Raw genomic sequence first — 20,993 nt, 5'->3', positions numbered from 1 at the left:
CAACTATTCAAAAGTAAATGAGGAGGCAATAGATTGGAAATTATTTTTTTTGTTTTAAGTGCTCTTCTATTAAGTGGAGCAGCTTTTGTTGCTATTTCTTTATTATCAAAAAGCTTTTTAGAGAATGCAATTATAATTATAATAAGTTTTCTTTGCTATGTATCAGTTAGCAGCTTTATTTTGGGAGCTGTTGGCTTAAAGACTACGCCTATAATAATTACTCTTTTGAACTTTTTACTTGCTACTTTAATTATAATAATTTTCCGCAAGAAGATTTCTTATCATTCTCTATCATCTTTAAAAGTTGATTTAAAAACTATATATATAGTGTTTCTCAGTTTGGGAATAACGGTGGTTCAATTCTTACGAATATATGGTTCTGATTTCAGTATAAAGTTTATAACTACTGACCCTGCTGTACATTATCTGTTTTCTAAACATTTTTCTGAAGGCGGAAAGTTGTTACTATTTTCTAATCCATTTACGCCTTATAACCACATGTCGAGTTATCCATTTTTGAATTATAGCAACACTGGATTAATAATGGCCTTATCAAATAGTGAAGAAGGAAAAGTAGCTGTATATTTACTTAGCAACTTTTTTTACTATTTCCTAACAATTCTTTTGGTTTATGTGATTTATCGCAACCTAGTAAAAAGTAACAGTTTAGTAATATCAACAATTGTTATTTTAGCAGTTTCATTAGGTTACAATCTGAATGGTGTGATTTTTGGTTTTAGCAGTCAAATGGCAGGGGTTGTAATGGTTTTATCACTGGTTGTTTTAAAAAACAATTTTATTAAATCTAGAATTAAAACACTTTTAATTTCTCTCGTTATGGTCGGATTATTTTTTGCGTATTATTACTATATTCCTGCAGCAATTTTAAGTATCTTCCTTTCTGATTTTTTGAAAGGAGAACATTCGAATATTAAACAGAGAATAAAAGGGGCATTTAATTTTGAAAATGTAATTCCTACTTGTATGGCAATCCTTTTCGGATTCTTTTATCTTATTGTATTAAATCCTATAAATGATAATGGAAACGTGGATTCTTTAGCGAGTGAAGGATATATTTTCAGAGAATTGTATACAGATTTTAAACCATATATTTTATTTGTTCTTGTTGCCTTATTCGCATGGTATAAAGACAAGAAAAATAATATTCTTTATTCAGCTTTTATTTCTTATAGTTTATTTGCATTATTTATTTTAGTAATGGGTATGGTGGGTAAAGCATCATCTTATTATTATTTTAAAAATTATTATTTATTAGAAAGTTTTTTAATTATACTTTTCGGGGTAGGGCTCTATTTGGCAAAACAAAAATATAAACCGATCTATTTTGCTTATATTGCGGGAAGCTTGATTTTATTGATAATGACACTTTATGGCGATAAGTGGATTCAGAGTAGAAATGAACTATTTAATGCGAATCCTTCTATCAATATAACTGCTGTACAAAAATTCAATATAGAGATTATTCCGAATACTCAGGTTACTTTTGATAAAAATCAAAGGCAGTTTATGGATTACATCGTTCATAACAAATCTGAATTTGTTGATAAACAAAATCATATTCCGGTTATAGGGGGATTGTTACAAAAATTATGGTTTTATTCCTATACAGAAATATGGCCTAAGTATGATCAGTACTCGCTATTATCACTTTATGAAGAGCCGAGTTTAGATTATAAAATGTGGACTGAGGACGTCGAAAAAAAACCTTATATAATAGTATTTGAACCTGATTCAAATATTTGGTTTGAGAATCAAGGCGTAGATCTAAAAGACTTTGAAGTGGTTTATGAGCAAGAAGGCGCAAAATTATTGAAATTAAAAGAATGATTTTATACTAGCTACGAAAGGAGAGAATTTAATGAAAGGTATAGTGCTAGCTGGAGGAACAGGGTCGCGTCTTTATCCACTTACAAAAGTGACCAATAAGCATCTACTACCGGTCGGCAAATACCCTATGATATTTCATTCTGTTTACAAGCTGAAAGCCGCTGGCATTGAGGACATTCTTATTGTCACGGGTAAGGATCACATGGGTGATGTGGTAAACCTTTTAGGTAGCGGATCAGATATGGGTGTATGTTTTACATACAAAGTACAGGATGAAGCTGGCGGTATTGCGCAAGCACTGAATCTTGCCGAGCATTTTGTCGGTGAAGATCAAATGGTCGTGATTTTGGGAGACAACGTTTTTGAAGATGACATTACTCCTTTTGTGGAAAACTTCCGGACTCAGATGCTTGGCGCTAAAATTCTGATTCAAGAGGTTCATGATCCTAAGCGTTTTGGTGTTCCTGAAATCGACGGAGACAAGATTGTATCTATCGAGGAAAAGCCGCAGAATCCTAAAAGCAGCTATGCAGTAACAGGAATCTATATGTTCGACCATAGCGTGTTTGATATTGTCAAAACGCTTAAGCCTTCCGCGCGCGGCGAACTAGAAATCACCGATGTCAATAATGCTTATATCGCTAACGGACAACTGACCTATGACGTATTGACCGGCTGGTGGACGGATGCTGGAACTCATGCTTCCCTCGCACGTGCTAATGAGTTGGCTCAAAGTATTATGTTCGGCGAAGAGTTCGGTAAACTCAAACTTTAAAAGGAGGGATTTCAATTATGAAGGTTACTCCTTTAAGCCTTGAAGGAGCTGCATTAATTGAGCCCGTTGTTCATGGAGACCATCGGGGATTCTTCATGGAAAGTTACAATGAGGCTTTGCTGCGGGAAGCCGGAATCCATTATAATTTCATTCAGGACAATCAGTCGTTATCCGCGCAGCCCGGCGTACTTCGCGGCCTGCATTACCAACTGAACCCTAAAGCTCAAACCAAGCTGCTTCGCGTCGTTGCAGGCGCTATCTACGACGTTATTGTCGACGTACGCCGCAGCTCGCCGACTTTCGGTCAATGGGAAGGCTTCATTTTGAGCGAGTACAATCATCGACAATTGCTTGTTCCAAAAGGCTTTGCCCACGGATTCTGTACATTGGTGCCGAACACTCAAGTTATGTACAAAGTCGATGAGTACTATTCGCCGGAACACGATCGTGGCATCCTTTGGGATGATCCGGCGCTAGGTATCGATTGGCCAATATCCAATCCGATTCTATCGGAGAAGGATCAGAAACATCCGCTGCTTCAAGACGTGGAACTGAATTTTGAATAAGATACAGGGCTCTCCGCAAGGAGGGCTTTTTACACGAGAACAGGAGGCAACTAACCTATGAAACTACTCGTCACCGGTGGAGCCGGCTTTATCGGCAGCAACTTCGTCCTGTATATGCTTCAGCAGCACCCGGATTATGAAATTATCAACGTAGATGCTCTTACTTATGCAGGTAACTTGGAAAACCTTAAATCTATCGAACAAAATTCTAAGCATACCTTCGTCAAAGCCGACATCTGCGATGCGGCCAAAATGGATGAACTGATCGGCCAGGGCGTCGATGTGGTCGTCAACTTTGCTGCCGAGTCCCACGTAGACCGCAGCATCCTTGAACCCGATGTTTTTGTTAAAACGAATGTACTCGGCACGCAAGTTCTGCTCGACGCAGCCAAAAAGCACAATATCACCAAATTCGTACAAGTCTCCACCGACGAAGTATATGGCACACTCGGTGAGACCGGACTGTTCACGGAAGAAACGCCGCTTACACCGAACAGCCCTTATTCCGCTTCCAAAGCGGGCGGCGACCTGCTGGTACGGGCTTATCATGAAACGTTCGGACTGCCAGTCAATATTACGCGCTGTTCCAACAATTACGGCCCGTACCAATTCCCGGAGAAGCTGATTCCACTGATCATCTCCAAAGCGCTGAATGACCAACCACTGCCGATCTACGGAGACGGTTTGAACATTCGCGACTGGCTGTACGTAGAAGATCACTGCAGCGCAATCGATTTGGTCATCCACGAAGGCGTGAACGGTGAAGTCTACAACATTGGAGGCAACAACGAGCGGACCAATATCCATATCGTGCGTACGATCCTTGAGCAGCTTGACAAGCCTGAATCGTTGATTACTTACGTACAGGATCGCTTGGGCCACGACCGCCGCTACGGTATCGATCCAACTAAGATCACCAATGAACTCGGCTGGAAGCCAAAGCATAATTTCGAAACGGGAATCCGCGAGACGATCTCTTGGTACTTGGACAATAAGGAATGGTGGACACGTATTCAATCCGGCGAATACGAACAGTATTACGCCAAGCAGTACGGAGAGAGATTGGGAGGATCGCAATGAGAGTACTGGTTACCGGAGCAAACGGACAGCTTGGCTGCGACATGATTGAGGTTTTGCAGCAGGCGGGTCATGATGTCAAAGGCTGCGGCCGCGCAGAACTGGATATCACAAATCAGGGGCAGTGCGAATTGGTGATCGGCGAATATCGTCCGGAAGCGGTTATCCACTGTGCCGCCTACACAGCAGTCGATGCAGCGGAAGAAGACGTAGACGGCGCTTATCGCGTCAATGTGGCCGGAACACGCAATATTGCTGTAGCCGCCGAAAAGGTTGGAGCTAAGATGGTCTATATCAGTACCGACTACGTCTTCAACGGTCAAGCGGAGCGCCCTTACCGCGAATACGACAATACCGCTCCGCAGACGGTTTACGGTGAAAGTAAGCTCGCAGGTGAAGTGTTGACGCAATCGCTGAGCTCAAAATACTTTATTGTTAGAACCTCTTGGGTTTACGGTCAGCATGGCGGCAACTTCGTCAAAACGATGCTGAAACTGGGAGCCGAGAAAGACAGCCTAAGTGTTGTTCACGACCAGACTGGTTCGCCAACGTATACAGTGGATTTGGCGCGTTTCCTGCTGCATCTAATCCAGACGGAAAAGTACGGTATTTACCATGCTTCGAATTCCGGACAGTGTTCTTGGTACGAATTTGCTCAAGCTATTTTCGAACAAGCCGACCTACAAGTCAATGTTCTGCCGGTAACGACAGAGCAGTTTCCACGTCCGGCCAAGCGTCCTGCTTACTCGGTCATGGATCATACGGCGATACGGTCCAACGACCTCGAAGATCTTCCCCACTGGAAAGACGCATTGGAACGGTTTTTGGCACAGGTCACATCATAAGGGTGAATATGAATATTGAGCAAAATCGAAGTGCTGCTATCCTCTTATAATGGGGAAGCTTACATACGGGAACAGCTGAACAGCTTGTCTTCACAGACGCATACAGATTGGACGATCCGACTGCGTGATGACGGTTCGTCTGATCATACGTTACAAGTTATCAAAACTTGGCAGTCTGATAAGCTAAGCCGACTTGTGTTGGGAAAAGGAAAGAATCTGGGTGTTATTCCAAGCTTTTTTGAACTTATTTCTCAAGCCGGCGAGACAAACGACTACTTCTGTTTCTGCGATCAGGACGATGTATGGATGCCGGAGAAGATGGAGCGTGCAGTACAAGCATTGAAAGGTGTTAGAGCTGAGGTGCCGGCAATGGTATTCACTTCGACTCAACTAACAGATAAGAAGCTGCAGCCAATCAAAATATGGCCTTCTCCTCCTTCAAAGTCGCCGTCCTTTTACAATGCTCTCTATCAAAATATCGCTGTCGGCGCCACCATCACTTTCAACCGCGCTGCCTTGAACCTGATCCGCGAACGTATGCCCGATCCGACCAAGGTATTAATGCACGACTGGTGGTTCTACCTCTGCGTATCCGCATTCGGCGAAGTGATCTATGATCCTCAGCCTTCCATCCTGTATCGTCAGCACAGCAATAATGTGGTAGGTGGAGAGACGTCGCCGATCGAGAAACTCAAAAAGAAATGGGCCAGCTTCCGCAAACATCGAGGTTCGCATAAGCTGGTTGGACAGGCACAGGAGTTTCACCGTCTATATGCCGACAAACTGCAGGATGCAGAGAAGCGGCAGCAGTTGGAGCTATTTATCTCGCCAAGAACAACTCTTCTTCAGCGGCTCGGCTATTTGAAGCATTCCAAGCTGTATCGTCAATCTTCGATCGAGAACCTTCTTTTTCGTCTATTGATGCTGATTGGATATATTTGAAAAAACAGCCTTCCAGCTTAGAAGGCTGTTTTTTATGAAATTGAATCAAATTAAGCTTGTACAGTCATACGGATAAGCATGCGGAGTGAAGATACACCGTTCAGCATCCGAAGTATTCGTCTTGTCACCGAAACGGCTCCCAGCATAACCGATTAACGCTTATCCCAAGTCTTTCCTAAATCGAATCCAAAGTTCCATTCCATCGATCTCTGTGGTACTCTGTAAAGAGGAATCCAGAGATTTTTTTCTGTGTTTATTGTTATATGATTCATTACTAATATTGTCAGGAGCGTATCTATACCATGGACGTAAGTATATTGATTCTTAATTATAATACGTGCCAGCTGACGATGGACTGCATCCATTCGGTGTTTGCTTCGCAAACTCGATATGAATACGAAATCATTCTGATCGACAACAATTCGTCCGACAATTCGGTCGAAGTGCTGTCCCGTACGTTCCCATCGATTCGCATGATTGTGAACAAGGAGAATGTAGGCTTTGCCAAAGCCAACAATCAGGGAATGCGAATCGCAGGAGGACGTTATGTGCTGCTGCTCAATTCGGATACGGTCATTCAGCCGGACACGATTCAGACGATGGTCGATTACATGGATAGGAATCCACATGCGGGAGCAGCAGGCTGCAAAGTACTGTTGGCCGACGGATCACTGGACAAGACCTGTAAGCGCGGACTGCCGACGCCATCGGCTTCCTTCTACTATATGTTCGGGATTTCCAAGATGTTCCCGGACAAGCCGAAATACAATCAGTATCAGCTCAGCTACCTTGATCCGGATAAAGAACATGCCGTCGACTGCTTGGTCGGCGCCTTTATGCTTGTCCGGGCAGAAGTGATCCGTGAAGTCGGTATGCTGGACGAGAACTTCTTCATGTACGGCGAAGACTTGGATTGGTGCTACCGCATCAAACAGGCTGGATGGGCAATTCGTTACTATCCGGCAACGTTTATCCTGCATTATAAGGGAGCGAGCAGCAAACGTCGTCCAGTCAAGCTGCTGTATGAATTCCATCGGGCAATGGTCATTTTCTACCGCAAGCATTATCGGGAAAAATATGCTTGGCCGGTGAACGGTTTTATTTACACGGGAATCGGTGTGAAGTTTGCCGCTACGCTGATTCGCAACAGACTGCGCCCGGTCAAGGATACGCAGGATCCTCCGACTGGCGGAGGAGAAAGTCCGGCTCTGCCGGTTCGAGGTGAAGCATGCTCCGCAAAAATCAGCAATTTCTAACTCAAGTCTATATGGTCGCCGATCTGGCAGTCATTCAAGCTTCATTTCTGCTGGCCTGGTGGCTTCGCTTTGAAAGCGGCTTGTTCGGGTTTGTCTATCCAATTCCGATCAAGTATTATTTGGTTTGGAGTTTGGTCTACGGCGGGATTGCGCTGCTGACCGGACTGATCAGCGGATTGTACTCGCCCAAGCGGCGCAAACGGTTCGCGGACGATTTTATTCGGGTGCTGCAGACGCATATAATTGGATTTTTCCTTTTGCTCGGCGCCATGTACTTTGCCAAGGAGATTAACATTTCCCGTTCGTATCTGTTCCTGTATATGGTCTTCAGTATTTTCTTCATTGTCCTATACCGCTATGGGGTCAAGCAGACGCTTCGAATCATGCGGCGAAAAGGGTACAACAAGCAGTATATGCTGATCATAGGCGCAGGGGCGCTGGGTCGGCGTTTTCATCTGAACATGCAGCATTATCCGGAATTGGGCTACGAGATCGTCGGTTTCCTGGATGACGAACTGAAATGGAAAAAGGGCGAGACCGAATACCCGGAAGTGCTCGGCAAGCTTGCTGATCTGAGGGCGATACTCGATCGGTTTAAGATTATTGATGAAGTCATTCTGGCGCTTCCTTACGGAGAATCCGACAAATATCCGGAGCTGATGGCCGTATGCGAGCAGGCCGGCGTACATATTATGATTGTGCCGGATTATTACGACTTTTTGCCGACAAGACCTGTATTCGACAACTTTGCGGGAATGCCGCTGATCAACGTACGCGAAGTTCCGCTGGATTTGGCCGTCAACCGCTTTTTCAAAAGGCTGTTCGATATCCTGTTTGCCGGACTGGCCATTATTATCACTTCTCCGATTATGTTGGCGGTAGCTATCGGAGTGAAGATGACTTCGCCGGGGCCTGTCATTTTCAAGCAGGAGCGTGTAGGATTCAATCGACGTACTTTTCAGATGTACAAATTTCGTTCGATGCAGGCCCAGACGCCGGACTCTGATGAGGAAGACACAGGTTGGACGACGGAAAACGATCCTCGCCGCACGAAGTTTGGAACGTTCATCCGCCGAACCAGCCTCGACGAACTGCCGCAGTTTTTCAATGTGCTGCTGGGGCAGATGAGTGTCGTGGGACCTCGTCCGGAAAGACCGCATTATGTCGAACTGTTCCGGGAAAAAGTGCCGAATTATATGTTGAAGCATCACGTTCTTCCGGGCATTACCGGATACGCCCAGTGTGCGGGACTGCGAGGAGATACGTCGATCGAGAAGCGTATCGAATACGACCTTTTCTACATTGAGAATTGGACCCTGCTGTTCGATCTACGACTGGTGCTGCTTACGATCTACAAGATGTTTACCGATAAAAGTGCATATTAAAAAAACTGCCGCTCTCTTTCGAGAGTCGGCAGTTTTTTGTGAGTTCAGAGTTTTCACCGGTTTACTACATCCACAAATACCAGATCAACCAGCTCACAAATGCTCCAAGCCAGGATGCGGTCCCAAATACCCTTACAATCTTCCGTTCGTTCCAGCCGTATTTTAGACTGTAGTGATAATGAATCGGAGTCATGCGGAAAATGCGTTTCTTGGTTCGTTTGTAATACGCAACCTGGATGATGACCGAGAACTGTTCTGCAAAATAAATGATGAACAGCAGCGGCACCAGAATTTCGACTTTCTCAATCACGGCCATCAGGGAGAGAGAACCGCCGATCGCAAGCGATCCGGTATCGCCCATAAACGCTTTGGCCGGATACTTGTTGTACAGGAACAGACCGAGCAGAGCGCCAACCATAACGAGCGAGAACAGCTTGATCGCCGGATTGTCGGAGATAGCGAAGAAGAACAGATAGGTCGGAATTGCTACGATAATCAGCAGGCCGTCAAGTCCGTCGGTAAAGTTGATCGCATTAGCGGAACCGACGATGAACAGCAGCATCAGAATGAAGTAAATGAAAGCCGGCAGTGTCCAGACGAAGCCGCCCGGGAACGCAATAGTCGGTTCAACGCCGAAGCTGTTCATAGCAAACAGCAGCAGCGTGATGGTGAAAGCAAACTGGAAGATCAGCTTGGCTTTGCCCGAGATTCCCTGCGGGTCTTGGAAAGCGGCCTTCTTGAAATCATCGCTGAAGCCTATCATGCCGAACAGAACGAACGAAGCGGCGAGCAGCCACATCAGTGGTGTCGGCTGGGCAATCAGCGCAACAAGCACGGCGATCATGAAGACCATGCCAGCCATGAGCGGAGTCCCTTTTTTGGCTTGATGATCGGGCGGCAGCTCCTTGCGGATCGGCTGCAGCCATCCGATCCGGCGCAGCGTGCGAATCCATACCGGCGACAGCAGGGCAACAAGGACAAACGAGAGGACAGCGGCAATCAGGGTGTAAAAGTTCATGGGTTTCAGTATTCTCCAATCGGCGATTCGGATTTTAAAACGGCTATATCGGTTAATAATAGGGGTAGAAGGTTATGTAACTTCCTTATTTTAAGCAATTTGCACGCCCGCCACAAGAGAAGTCCCGGAGATTTTGGCTTTTTCCTGTTCAGCAGGATAAAATGAAAGAGACCAGGCAGGCTCAATGTGCATCCCGTTTGTTTGAAGCGGGAAGGCGAACAATGCTTTGGGTTACGATTAACCTACATATGTTAGCACCGCATACTTCAGAACCCCAATTTATAGGAGGAACTTTCAAATGAACACACAGAAAATTCGTAAAGCGATTATTCCGGCCGCCGGTCTCGGTACGCGCTTCCTGCCCGCCACCAAGGCGATGCCTAAGGAAATGCTGCCGATTGTCGACAAGCCGACTATTCAATATATTGTCGAAGAAGCTGTGAAATCCGGTATCGAAGATATCATCATTGTAACGGGTAAAGAGAAGCGCGCGATCGAGGACCATTTCGACACTTCGTTCGAGCTTGAGCATAACCTTGAGGAAAACGAGAAATGGGAAATGCTCGAAGAAGTGCGCCGTGCATCCGACATGGCGGACATTCATTATATTCGTCAGAAAGAACCAAAAGGTCTCGGTCACGCGATCTGGTGCGCCCGCAAGTTTATCGGCAACGAACCGTTTGCGGTTCTGCTTGGCGACGACATCGTCGAATCGGATACGCCGTGCCTGAAACAAATGCTCGACGTATTCGATAAGCATCAGGCTTCGGTCGTTGGCGTGCAGGAAGTGCCTTGGGAAGACGTATTCCGTTATGGTATTGTGGACAGCGAGCCGATTGAAGGCGAAGATCGCACATTCCGGGCTAACGGACTTGTCGAGAAGCCGAAGCGCGAAGATGCACCTTCCAATCTGGCGATTATGGGACGTTATATCCTGACACCGGAAATCTTCGACATTTTGGAGAATCAGACTGAAGGCGCCGGTGGCGAAATTCAGCTGACGGATGCCATTGCTACACTGGGTGAGTCACAGAACGTACTTGCTTATAACTTTGAAGGACAGCGTCATGATGTGGGCGTAAAGATCGGTTTTATTGAAACGACGATCCACTATGCGCTGAAAAATGACGAAATGCGCGGACCGCTCGTTGATTATATGAAGAAGGCGTTGGCGGGATTGGAAGAAGAAAAAGTATAGTTGGAAAATTTATAAAAGGAAAACCCGGTCATTTAGACCGGGTTTTCCTTTTATATGTTAAACTGAATTTTAGAAATAGGGGGCTTGTTCCGAGTGTAAGTAAAAGGGGGAAGAGTTGTGTCTCATAAAGTTTTATTGATCATTCCAGCATTTAATGAGGCGGATAATATAGAAGCGTTAATCGCCAATCTGCATCGCCATAAACTTGATGCAGTAATTATCAACGACGGCTCTACAGACAATACAGCTAGTATTTGTCGGCAGCTTGGTGCGAACATTGTTAACCTGCCATGCAATCTAGGGATTGGAGGGGCTGTACAGACAGGCTATAAATATGCATACGAACATGGGTACGATATTGCCATTCAATTTGATGGCGATGGACAGCATCCAGCGGAGTTTGTTCCTGCACTAATCACTCCTCTATTGAATGACGAGGCAGACATGACTATTGGCTCACGATATATAAAGAAGGAAGGTTTTCAATCTACTTTTGCACGCCGAATGGGAATTGTTTATTTTAGCCGATTAATTCGGATGATTAGTGGGAAAACGGTAACAGACCCAACATCAGGTTTTCGTGCCGTGAACAAAAAAATCATGAGTATATTTGCCACACAATACCCGACCGATTATCCTGAACCTGAATCGATTGTTCACGTCCTACGTGTTGGAGGACGAATTACAGAGATTCCTGTAGTTATGTTGGAGCGAGTAGGAGGACGTTCATCTATACATAGCTTCCGTTCTGTATATTACATGATCAAAGTGTCGTTAGCTATCTTAATTGATGCATTACGGGGAAGTAGGATTAAAAGTATATGATAACTCTAAAGCTGCAGCTGTTACTAATTCTGTTTAGCCTTTTTGTATTCTTTGTTTTCATTAATAGAATCAGAAAATATAAACTTGAACTTAAGTATTCTTTAATTTGGATTTTCTCAAGTGCCGCTGGTGTTATTGCTGCAATATTCCCTCAAATATTTTTCTTTATTGCTGATGTTATGGGGATTGAATTACCGGTTAACGCAGTATTTCTACTGGCTGTTTCTTCTATCTTTTTGATTTTATACAGTCTAACTGTTTCGTTGTCTAATCATTCTCGTAAACTGCGTGCCCTTACACAAGAGCTTGCTTTGATGCGTCATCATGTAGAGGGGTTAGAAAAACAATTGAATCAGCAGAAAGGGGGGAATCAAAGTAGTGCGCAATGGAAAAGAGCAGAAGAGTAGTGCGGCATTACCCACACAAATTCAAAATTTATGGTTGAAAAAAATCCTTAATCTGCTGCCTCCAATTATCAGTAATAACTTTTTTGATTTTTTAAAGTACGGAATTATTGGTGTTGTAGGCACACTGCTGCAGACCGGTACACTTTTTCTTGTAGTAGAGAAGTGGGATGGTGATCCCCTACTTGGTTCAACAATTGGTTTTATCCTATCCTTACTCTTTTCTTATGCAGCTAACTCAAGATGGACGTTTAAAGAAAGTGAACGCTCTTCAATGGTACTAATTAAGTACACGATTGTATCTTGTGCAGGATTGATCCTTAACCTTCTTATCCTATACTTATTCGATCGGGTGCTGGGATGGTGGTATGGATACGGACAAATTACATCAATCATAATTATTCCTATTCATAATTTCATCTTAAATAAAATTTGGGCTTTTAAAGCGCAGCCTGCGCAAAAAGTTGATTAGTCCTATGTTTTCTTTAAAAAAAGAAACCCGGCAGACGCGCATACGCCTGTCGGTGCTGTGTCTGCTTGTTTTTCTGATCAGCTGCGCCGTTTCACTCGCTTATGGTGATCAACTGCTGCTCGGATCCTATGCCAAAATGAACGACGATGACGTCAAATATGTGCAGACCGCGGACAGGCTGTTGGAGACGGGAGTATTGACGTATAACACCGGCAGCGAACCGTCTACATTTATTATGCCGCTGTTCCCGATTGTGCTGGCGGGCGTCAGATGGATTGCGGGCGAGGACGGTACAATGCTGCTTCGTATTTTGCAGGGAGCCTTTCAAGCACTGGGCGTCTACCTAATGTTTGTGCTGGCACGGCGGGTGTTCGACAGCAGCCGGATCGCGATGGTGGCGGCATTTCTGTTGGCGATCTATCTGCCCGACTATTTTATCTCCGGATCGATTCTGACCGAGTCTATGTTCCGAATCTGCTTAATGCTGACCGTCTGTCTGCTGCTAAAAGGGTTGGATCGTCCGGGATGGTTCAATTGGGCGCTGTTCGCCGCAGCTTGGACCGCTCTATGTTACTTTAAACCTCATGCGGCCCCGCTTCCCCTGGTACCCGGGCTGTTCTGGCTGGCACGCCGTTATTCATTCAAACGCATGCTGGGTTACACGACGGTCATTTTGAGCGTATTTGTTCTGCTGATGTCCCCCTGGTGGGTGCGCAACTATGAAGTGTTCGGCCGCTTCATTCCGTTTACTCAGGCAGCCGGCAGTCCGATGATTCTCGGTTCTACCGCATTTGGCCAGGTGCCGGACGGATTTTATGATAAGTATCCTGAATACGGCGGCGATGTGATGCAGGGTTCCGACGCCGATCTTGCACAGGCTGCAGGCCGGATGGTGACTTACGGATTTACGCACGAACCGCTGAAGTATCTGGCTTTCTATACATTTGGCAAATTCGGTGGGCTGTACGGCATTGCTTACTGGGAACGCCCGATTCTTGGGATGACATGGGCCCATTACTTCCCGGTGCATGCGGCTTACGTTCTGCTGGGTCTCTATGGCATTCTGCTTGCGTTGAAAAGAAAGCTCAGCGCCGCTTACATACCGATTGCCGTACTGGCTTACTTTACGCTAATCTACGTGCCGTTTATCGCTATTCCGAGATACGGCTATCCGAATATGTTTCTGTTTGTGCTGTTTGCGGCACCCGTGCTGCTGGAGCTGTACAAGCGTTGGCGTGAAAAACGCGCGCTTACGACAGGCGGAGCAGCTGGAGCAAGAGATTGAGCTTTGTGCGAAGAGAGTATCCGAATCAAGTGTCTTAAAAAAGACTGGAGCAAAGATTAAAGGAAAGATCAGCAAACAAGATGGGAACGAAAGAATGGAAAGGTTGTTCCGGTTATGGGAACAACCTTTTTCTGTTGAGAAAAGACTCTTCATGCCTTATCCGGAGCACTCAGAATAACTGACAATCAAGCTGTTCATATTTAATTTGAAGCAACCTGAATAAAAGCGATTGAAGCTGTCCGTATTCGATCTGAAGCCGCTTGAATAAATACTATTTGAACTGTTCGCATTTGATCCGAAGCCGCTTAAATGAGCATCATTCAACCTGTTCGTGTCTGATCCGAAGCAGCTTAAAAAAGTATTTTAAACTGTTCGTATTTGATCCGAAGCAGTTCGAAAAAAGTATTTCGAACTGTTCGTATTTCATCCGAAGCAGTTTAAATAAGCATCATTTAAACTGTTCGTATTTAAGGCGAACAAAAAATTGACACGGTCCTATACGTAGAATAGACTTATGTTGGAACAGCCTGCTCTGATCTTGTTATATGCTTAGGAACAAACGGTCAGCAGGTGGATAAGGCGGATGGAGGAGTCAAATTGAGTCAGATATTCGAGACATGGAGACATGTCTTCAAGCTGGACCCAGATCGGGAGTTGTCCGATGAAGAACTGGAAGCAGTATGTATGTCGGGCAGCGACGCAATTCTGGTCGGCGGGTCGAGCGGCGTAACTTACGATAATACGGTGGAGCTGATGTCGCAAATTCGGCGTTATGAGCTTCCATGTGCACAGGAAGTTTCGACGCTGGATGCCGTCGTGCCCGGATTCGATCTGTATCTGATTCCGATGGTCCTCAATACGGATCGAACGGAATGGATTACCGGATATCACCGGGAAGGTCTGGAAAACTTCGGCGAGCTGATTCCTTGGGAAATGGTTGCTGCTGAAGGATATATCGTACTTAATCCCGACTCCACCGTCGCCCGTCTGACCGGAGCCGATGCCGGTATCGACGCTCGAGCCGCTGCCGCCTGCGCCCGTATGGCCGACAAGCTGATGCGGCTGCCGATTGTGTATATCGAGTACAGCGGGATGTATGGCGACCTCGACCTGGTGCATGAAGTTCGCCGGGTTACGGACGAAGCCGTTGTCTTCTATGGAGGCGGCGTCCGCGATTACGAAACGGCCCGTAACGCAGCAGCTGCAGCCGATGTCATTGTCGTAGGCAATATTGTTTACGACAATCTGACAGCCGCGCTCGATACAGTCCGCGGCGTACGGGATTTCATCTGACAGATCAGTCGTTCAGTCGGATTTGTCAGACTCATCTTCATCTTAATGTAGAATTTATATGTGTCTAGCTCATACCGTGCAGTATACGGAGAGCGACCCGACTCTGCGCGGATTCTCACAATATGCAGTATCTGCACCCAATACCTGCAGCATCTGCTGCGCAAACGATCTGTCACTTCCCGGTCGGAAAGAACGCTCGAAGAGCTCGCATCCGGCCCTAAGCCTGTCCCGGTCGGACAGAACGCTCGAAGAGCTCGCATCCGACCCTAAGCCAGTCCCGGTCGGACAGAACGCTTGAAGCGTTCGCCTCCGACCCCAACCCGGACTTCAGTTCATGAAGTCCCTGCCACAAGCCAATCCCGGAATGCATAATTGCGTGCATTCCTTAAGCCTTTTACCAAACCGAACTCAATGTGCAAACGGAGCGGAGGGAGGCGGGGAGCCTGGAGAAGTGAGTACGTTGTCTCTACCCATACAAATTTCGTGCGCAGGATTCGTTCTTAAAGCGTAAACGAATCATTCGACGATAACCGTTACTTTTGAGCGGAGACAACGTACGTTAGGCATTCGCATTTTAAATTCGTTTTTTACCTTATTCAACTCTAATCCGAAAAACGAATTTGAACGGCGATCGCAAGGCCCCCGTCTCCCGAAGCGTCTCCCAAGCACAATGAAAGGAGCACCTTCATCATGTCTTTTAACCTCGACGAATCGATTGCTCGCCTGAATCCGCAGCAGCGTAAAGCCGCGCTCAAAACAGAGGGCCCGCTGCTCATCATGGCTGGCGCAGGCAGCGGCAAGACCCGCGTGCTGACGCACCGTATCGCTCACCTGATCCGTGCCAAGAAAACAGCGCCATGGGGCATTTTGGCAATCACGTTTACCAATAAAGCCGCCCGAGAAATGCAGGAACGGGTCTCGGCGCTTGTCGGCCCGGAAGGCAAAGAAATCTGGGTCTCGACGTTCCACTCCATGTGCGTACGTATTCTGCGCCGCGATATCGACCGGATCGGCTTCTCGTCCAGCTTTTCGATTCTCGACTCGGGCGATCAACTTTCCGTTATCCGCAACTGCATGAAGGACTTGAACCTCGATACGAAGAAATTCGAACCGAAGGCGATTCAGGCTCTGATCAGCGCGGCGAAGAACGAATTGATCACGCCGAAAATGTATGAACAGAAAGCCGGCGGTGACTTTATGGAATCGATCGCGGCCAAAGTATACGGCATGTATCAGAAGAGACTGCGCAGCAACAATTCGCTTGATTTTGACGATCTGATTATGAAGACGATCGATCTGTTTAATGAAGTACCGGAAGTGCTGGACTTTTATCAGAAAAAATTCCGCTACATTCATGTCGACGAATATCAGGATACGAACCGTGCGCAGTATATGCTGTGCCGTATGTTGGCGGATAAGCATCATCAGATCTGCGTCGTGGGCGATAGCGACCAGTCTATCTACCGCTGGCGGGGCGCCGATATTACGAACATCCTAAATTTTGAAAAAGATTACCCGGAAGCCGAAACGATCCTGCTTGAACAGAACTACCGCTCTACCGCGAATATTTTGAATGCAGCGAACAGCGTCATTGGCCGCAATACCGGACGTAAGCCGAAAAATCTGTGGACCGATCAAGAAGGCGGAGCCAAGCTTCGCGTATTCCGCGGCAGTACCGAGCACGACGAAGGTTATTTTGTTACGGGAGAAATTCATAAAAACATCAAAAAGGGCATGAACTACAAAGACCATGCCGTTCTGTATCGCACCAATGCCCAGTCCCGGGTTATCGAGGAAATTCTGATCAAGTCGGATATCCCGTACCAGATCGTCGGCGGCATCAAGTTCTACGATCGCAAAGAAATCAAGGATCTGCTCGCTTATCTGAGACTGCTCTCCAATCCGGACGACGATATCAGCTTGGTGCGCGTAATCAACGTACCGAAGCGCGGAATCGGAGATACGAGCGTAGCCAAGTTGGCTGCGGCGGCGACGGAGCGGGGCATTTCCATGTTCAAAGTGCTGGAAGTGGTCGACGACCTCGGCTTTGCCGGACGTACGCGTAATGCGCTTGTTGAATTCTACGATATGATCGTATCTCTGCATCGCATGGTCGATTACCTGTCCGTAACGGAGCTAACTGAGAAGATTTTGGAGATGAGCCAATACCGGGTTGAGCTGCACAAGGAAAACACATTGGAATCCAAAGCCCGCGTGGAAAACATCGACGAGTTCCTGTCCGTTACGCTGGAGTTCGAAGCACGCAATGAAGAGAAGTCGCTGGTTGCATTCCTCACCGACTTGGCTTTGATCGCGGACATCGATTCCATGGGAGACAAAAAGGAAGAAGTGTCCGACGACATGGTGATCCTTATGACGATGCACAGCGCCAAAGGTCTGGAGTTCCCGGTCGTGTTCATCATCGGTATGGAGGAAGGGGTGTTCCCGCACAGCAGAGCTTTCCTTGATAATGACGAGCTTGAAGAAGAACGTCGCCTGGCTTATGTAGGTATTACTCGCGCAGAGCAGCAGCTGTACCTTTCCTGCGCGCAGATGCGGACACTGTTTGGACGCACCACCGCCAATCCGCCATCGCGTTTCCTGCAGGAAATACCGGACGAGCTCAAGGAAGATACCGGCGTTAACCCGGATCGCTACCGCCGCGGAAGCGACCCGGACAAAGGTTACGGCAATTCTCGCGGAGGAGGCCGCAACTTTGGAGGAGGCTCTTCTTCCGCAGGAGGCATGGGTCGCGGCGGAAGAACAGGCGCAGGTGCACAGCCGACCGGCATGGGCCGACCGGCTGTTGCTTCCCGGACTTCCGGCGTAACCGTTACTCCGGCTGGCGGACAGCCTGCTGCCCGCAGTACGAACAATACCGGCGCATTCCAGGTCGGCGACAAAGTCGCACACGGCAAATGGGGCGAAGGCACGATTGTATCGATTAAAGGCAGCGGCAACGATACGGAACTGAACATCGCGTTCAAAGCGCCTGTCGGTATTAAAAGGCTGCTCGCCGGATTTGCGCCGATCACCAAAGTAGAATAAAAAATGTGAGTGACGAGACTCATTTGATGCAAGAACTGAAAATCGCTTTGCCCGCAGGGCTTGGCGATTTTGGTTTTTGAAGAGTTGATTTGGTGCGGGAATGACTAAAAAAGGACGGGGGAAATTCATGGACGCGATGCATGAAATGGAAGAGCTGGTCGAGGAGCTTAACCGGTATAGTTATCAATACTATACGCTGGACAACCCGCTTGTCAGTGACAAGGAGTATGATGCGCTCTATGATCGTTTGGTCAAATTGGAGCAGGAAAGCGGCATGGTTCTGCCCGATTCTCCGACACTTCGGGTAGGCGGAGAGCTGCTCAAAGGATTTACGCCGCATCGCCATCTGGCACCACTATGGAGTCTCGATAAAGCTCAGAATGAAGAACAGTTGAACAACTGGAATAATCGGGCGATTAAGCTGTGGAATGAATATAATACGAAAAACCCGGAAGATCCGCTGCCGGAACTGCATTACGCACTTGAACTGAAGTTCGACGGATTGACGCTAAACCTGACGTATACGGACGGCAAACTGGTACAGGCGGCAACGCGCGGTAACGGTGTAATCGGAGAAGGGATCTTGGAGCAGGTCAAGACCATTCGCTCGGTTCCCCTGACTATTCCTTATAAGGAAGGAACGATTGAGGTTCAAGGTGAAGGCCTCATGAACTTGTCGGTGCTCGAAGCGTACAACAAGACAGCATTGGAACCTTTGAAAAATGCCCGTAATGCAGCTGCCGGTGCTCTGCGCAACCTCAATCCGAAAGTGACGGCAAGCCGTAAACTGAGCGCTTTCTTCTATAATGTAGGCTACAGCGATGAAAAAACGTTTGTCAGTCACCAGGAAATGATGGAGTTCCTCAAAGAAAACCGTTTTAAAATCAATCCTTATATCTTTTACTTCAATAAATTCGAGGATGTCATGGAACAGCTGGAGGAGATTGTCCGCCGCCGCAGCGAGCTTGACTATCTGATCGATGGAGCAGTTATTAAGATTGTGGATGTGCGGACACGTTCTGTTCTTGGATACACCGATAAGTTCCCTAGATGGGCGGTGGCTTACAAATTTGAGGCGGAAGAGACGACGACCGTGCTGGAATCAGTATCGTGGGAAGTCGGACGTACCGGAAAGATTACACCGCTTGCCCGACTTGAACCGGTAGAACTGGCAGGGGTTACGGTCAAGAATTGTACGCTCAACAATATAGGCGACATCGAACGCAAAAATCTGAAACACGCCCTCGGAAGCCGCGTTTTCATTCGCCGTTCGAATGATGTGATTCCGGAAATTTTAGGCAAGGTGACGGAGGAGAACGACGGGGAAGAGATTGTTTATCCGGAAAAATGTCCGGCCTGCGATTTCCCGCTCGTTCAGCGCGGTGCCCACCTGTTCTGTGATAATAAATTGTTCTGCAAGCCGCAGGCAGTGGGGCGGATTTCTCACTTCGCTTCCCGCGATGCCATGGATATTGAAACGTTCAGTATCAAAACAGCTACACAGCTGTATGATGAGCTGAATGTGCGTGAGCCGGCCGAGCTGTATGAGTTGGAAAAAGAGTCGCTCGTCCAACTGGAACGCTTTGGTGAACGCAAGGCGAGTAATCTGATAGAAGCATTGGAGCAGAGCAAAACCCGCGACCTGGCTTCTTTCTTATATGCCCTTGGCATTCCGAATACAGGCAAGACGACAACGAAGATGCTGGCGGATCACTACCGGGATCTTGATAAGATTATGAACGCTACCGTGGAAGAACTGGTTGATCTGCCGGACGTAGGCGGAATTGTAGCGGAAAGTATCTTCAACTTCTTCAATGATCCGCTTATGCGGGCAGGTATAGAGAAGATGCGTCAGCTGGGCGTGAACCCTACTCTTCCTGCAGCACCACTTGAAGTAAAAGAAGATTCTTATTTCAGCGGGAAGACCGTTGTCCTGACGGGAACCCTTCATCAAATGACACGAGACGAGGCAGCCGAAAAGCTGGAAGCATTAGGTGCGAAAGTGACAGGCAGCGTTTCGAAGAAAACAGATATCGTCATAGCCGGTGAAAAAGCGGGAAGTAAGCTCTCTAAAGCGCGTGAACTGGGGATTGAAGTTATCGAAGGCGAGGATGAATTGGTACGTTTGCTAAACCAGTGAATCAACTAAGCGGTAGACGAATATACTAGGCACTAAGGGAAGAATGCAGCAGAAATATACGAAAAGCAGGTAGGCAATATACTTGTCTGCCTGCTTTTAAATTAAAATTCAAAAAGAGCTTGCTTTATTCATATGTAGATGTTAAGATATTTCTTGTCGCTTCTGAGACACACTCGACACCAGAAAACATCAGGTTGTGAAGCTTGAAAAAAAGGTGTTGACATCGGAAGTAGAAAAGAGTAAGATATAAAACGTTCGGCAAACAAGTTGCCGGCCGCAAGTTCTTTGAAAACTGAACAATGAGTGAGTTAGAAACGAAAAACACTTACCCAGCCGGGCATAGTGATTTGGAGTTTCCGCGACAAGCGAAAGTCTTCGGACCGCAACTTGAAGCGAAGAGAATATAGAGAATGAAAATTCTCGCCACGTTTTAACGAGCACATGGTGCTTTCTTTAAAAAGCAAAGATCAAGGGATCGCTTGGTTCAATACCTTGGCCTGAAAGGGTCCGGCATTGAAGTCGCGGTCGCAAAAGTCTTTGCGACTTAATGGAGAGTTTGATCCTGGCTCAGGACGAACGCTGGCGGCATGCCTAATACATGCAAGTCGAGCGGAGT

At 46.8% G+C, this 20,993-nt stretch carries 17 protein-coding genes and 1 rRNA gene; 17 read left to right on the top strand and 1 reads right to left on the bottom strand.

Annotated features, from left to right (window positions below; translation table 11 throughout):
• Positions 1-33: 33 nt before the first annotated feature.
• The 8 genes from F456_RS0114220 to F456_RS0114185 all read left to right on the top strand — a co-directional run bounded on the left by F456_RS0114220 (position 34) and on the right by F456_RS0114185 (position 8,694).
• On the top strand, positions 34-1,848 hold the full coding sequence (locus tag F456_RS0114220; RefSeq protein WP_018977716.1) for a hypothetical protein: 1,815 nt from the start codon (positions 34-36) through the stop codon (positions 1,846-1,848).
• A 31-nt stretch (positions 1,849-1,879) separates the two neighbouring features.
• On the top strand, positions 1,880-2,623 hold the full coding sequence (locus tag F456_RS0114215; RefSeq protein WP_018977715.1) for a sugar phosphate nucleotidyltransferase: 744 nt from the start codon (positions 1,880-1,882) through the stop codon (positions 2,621-2,623).
• A gap of 17 nt (positions 2,624-2,640) precedes the next feature.
• Positions 2,641-3,189 (top strand): dTDP-4-dehydrorhamnose 3,5-epimerase, encoded by a 549-nt coding sequence (gene rfbC, locus F456_RS0114210; RefSeq protein ID WP_018977714.1) that lies wholly within the window; start codon positions 2,641-2,643, stop codon positions 3,187-3,189.
• A gap of 57 nt (positions 3,190-3,246) precedes the next feature.
• Complete coding sequence (gene rfbB, locus F456_RS0114205) at positions 3,247-4,269, top strand: dTDP-glucose 4,6-dehydratase (RefSeq protein WP_018977713.1); 1,023 nt, start codon at positions 3,247-3,249, stop codon at positions 4,267-4,269.
• A complete protein-coding gene (gene rfbD / locus F456_RS0114200; protein WP_018977712.1) occupies positions 4,266-5,111 on the top strand; it encodes a dTDP-4-dehydrorhamnose reductase in 846 nt (281 codons plus the stop codon). The genes rfbB and rfbD overlap by 4 nt, the downstream gene beginning before the upstream one ends.
• A gap of 15 nt (positions 5,112-5,126) precedes the next feature.
• The gene (locus F456_RS0114195; RefSeq protein ID WP_018977711.1) at positions 5,127-6,053 is read left to right on the top strand and encodes a glycosyltransferase family 2 protein; all 927 of its coding nucleotides are present in this window, start codon (positions 5,127-5,129) and stop codon (positions 6,051-6,053) included.
• 302 nt (positions 6,054-6,355) lie between these two features.
• Complete coding sequence (locus F456_RS0114190) at positions 6,356-7,309, top strand: glycosyltransferase family 2 protein (protein WP_018977710.1); 954 nt, start codon at positions 6,356-6,358, stop codon at positions 7,307-7,309.
• Complete coding sequence (locus F456_RS0114185; RefSeq protein ID WP_018977709.1) at positions 7,282-8,694, top strand: undecaprenyl-phosphate glucose phosphotransferase; 1,413 nt, start codon at positions 7,282-7,284, stop codon at positions 8,692-8,694. Before F456_RS0114190 ends, F456_RS0114185 begins: the two co-directional genes overlap by 28 nt.
• Before the next feature lie 64 nt (positions 8,695-8,758).
• Here the strand turns inward: F456_RS0114185 and mraY are convergent, their stop codons facing one another.
• On the bottom strand, positions 8,759-9,712 hold the full coding sequence (gene mraY / locus F456_RS0114180) for a phospho-N-acetylmuramoyl-pentapeptide-transferase (protein WP_018977708.1): 954 nt from the start codon (positions 9,710-9,712) through the stop codon (positions 8,759-8,761).
• 298 nt (positions 9,713-10,010) lie between these two features.
• On the opposite strand from mraY, the gene galU reads away from it, so the two are divergent.
• The 9 genes from galU to F456_RS0114135 form a co-directional block, all read left to right on the top strand.
• Positions 10,011-10,910 (top strand): UTP--glucose-1-phosphate uridylyltransferase GalU, encoded by a 900-nt coding sequence (galU, locus tag F456_RS0114175; protein ID WP_018977707.1) that lies wholly within the window; start codon positions 10,011-10,013, stop codon positions 10,908-10,910.
• A 117-nt stretch (positions 10,911-11,027) separates the two neighbouring features.
• On the top strand, positions 11,028-11,735 hold the full coding sequence (locus F456_RS0114170) for a glycosyltransferase family 2 protein (protein WP_018977706.1): 708 nt from the start codon (positions 11,028-11,030) through the stop codon (positions 11,733-11,735).
• Positions 11,732-12,142, top strand: a complete 411-nt coding sequence (locus F456_RS0114165; protein WP_018977705.1) for a DUF2304 domain-containing protein — start codon at positions 11,732-11,734, stop codon at positions 12,140-12,142. Before F456_RS0114170 ends, F456_RS0114165 begins: the two co-directional genes overlap by 4 nt.
• The gene (locus F456_RS0114160; RefSeq protein WP_018977704.1) at positions 12,114-12,611 is read left to right on the top strand and encodes a GtrA family protein; all 498 of its coding nucleotides are present in this window, start codon (positions 12,114-12,116) and stop codon (positions 12,609-12,611) included. Before F456_RS0114165 ends, F456_RS0114160 begins: the two co-directional genes overlap by 29 nt.
• A 4-nt stretch (positions 12,612-12,615) precedes the next feature.
• Positions 12,616-13,896 (top strand): glycosyltransferase family 39 protein, encoded by a 1,281-nt coding sequence (locus tag F456_RS22620; RefSeq protein WP_018977703.1) that lies wholly within the window; start codon positions 12,616-12,618, stop codon positions 13,894-13,896.
• Positions 13,897-14,493: 597 nt separating this feature from the next.
• A complete protein-coding gene (gene pcrB, locus F456_RS0114150; RefSeq protein ID WP_018977702.1) occupies positions 14,494-15,189 on the top strand; it encodes a heptaprenylglyceryl phosphate synthase in 696 nt (231 codons plus the stop codon).
• Positions 15,190-15,876: 687 nt separating this feature from the next.
• Positions 15,877-18,237: a DNA helicase PcrA gene (gene pcrA / locus F456_RS0114145; RefSeq protein WP_026293892.1), complete on the top strand. Its 2,361-nt coding sequence runs from the start codon at positions 15,877-15,879 to the stop codon at positions 18,235-18,237.
• 127 nt (positions 18,238-18,364) lie between these two features.
• Positions 18,365-20,377 carry an NAD-dependent DNA ligase LigA gene (ligA, locus tag F456_RS0114140; RefSeq protein ID WP_018977700.1) on the top strand — a complete coding sequence of 671 codons (2,013 nt, stop codon included), beginning with the start codon at positions 18,365-18,367 and terminating at the stop codon, positions 20,375-20,377.
• A 544-nt stretch (positions 20,378-20,921) separates the two neighbouring features.
• A 16S ribosomal RNA gene (locus tag F456_RS0114135) occupies positions 20,922-20,993 on the top strand; the annotation flags it as partial.

The organism is Saccharibacillus kuerlensis DSM 22868 (genome assembly GCF_000378145.1).
Taxonomy (GTDB): Bacteria; Bacillota; Bacilli; order Paenibacillales; family Paenibacillaceae; genus Saccharibacillus; species Saccharibacillus kuerlensis.
The sequence above is the reverse complement of the archived record's forward strand: the minus strand, read 5'-3'. Positions and strand labels throughout refer to the sequence as shown.

Excerpts from the sequence above, each read along its gene's own strand:
- F456_RS0114215 (WP_018977715.1), top strand. The coding sequence starts at position 1,880 with ATGAAAGGTATAGTGCTAGCTGGAGGAACAGGGTCGCGTCTTTATCCA.
- rfbC (WP_018977714.1), top strand. The coding sequence starts at position 2,641 with ATGAAGGTTACTCCTTTAAGCCTTGAAGGAGCTGCATTAATTGAGCCC.
- rfbB (WP_018977713.1), top strand. The coding sequence starts at position 3,247 with ATGAAACTACTCGTCACCGGTGGAGCCGGCTTTATCGGCAGCAACTTC.
- rfbD (WP_018977712.1), top strand. The coding sequence starts at position 4,266 with ATGAGAGTACTGGTTACCGGAGCAAACGGACAGCTTGGCTGCGACATG.
- F456_RS0114190 (WP_018977710.1), top strand. The coding sequence starts at position 6,356 with ATGGACGTAAGTATATTGATTCTTAATTATAATACGTGCCAGCTGACG.
- F456_RS0114185 (WP_018977709.1), top strand. The coding sequence starts at position 7,282 with ATGCTCCGCAAAAATCAGCAATTTCTAACTCAAGTCTATATGGTCGCC.
- mraY (WP_018977708.1), bottom strand. The coding sequence starts at position 9,712 with ATGAACTTTTACACCCTGATTGCCGCTGTCCTCTCGTTTGTCCTTGTT.
- galU (WP_018977707.1), top strand. The coding sequence starts at position 10,011 with ATGAACACACAGAAAATTCGTAAAGCGATTATTCCGGCCGCCGGTCTC.
- F456_RS0114165 (WP_018977705.1), top strand. The coding sequence starts at position 11,732 with ATGATAACTCTAAAGCTGCAGCTGTTACTAATTCTGTTTAGCCTTTTT.
- F456_RS22620 (WP_018977703.1), top strand. The coding sequence starts at position 12,616 with ATGTTTTCTTTAAAAAAAGAAACCCGGCAGACGCGCATACGCCTGTCG.
- ligA (WP_018977700.1), top strand. The coding sequence starts at position 18,365 with ATGGACGCGATGCATGAAATGGAAGAGCTGGTCGAGGAGCTTAACCGG.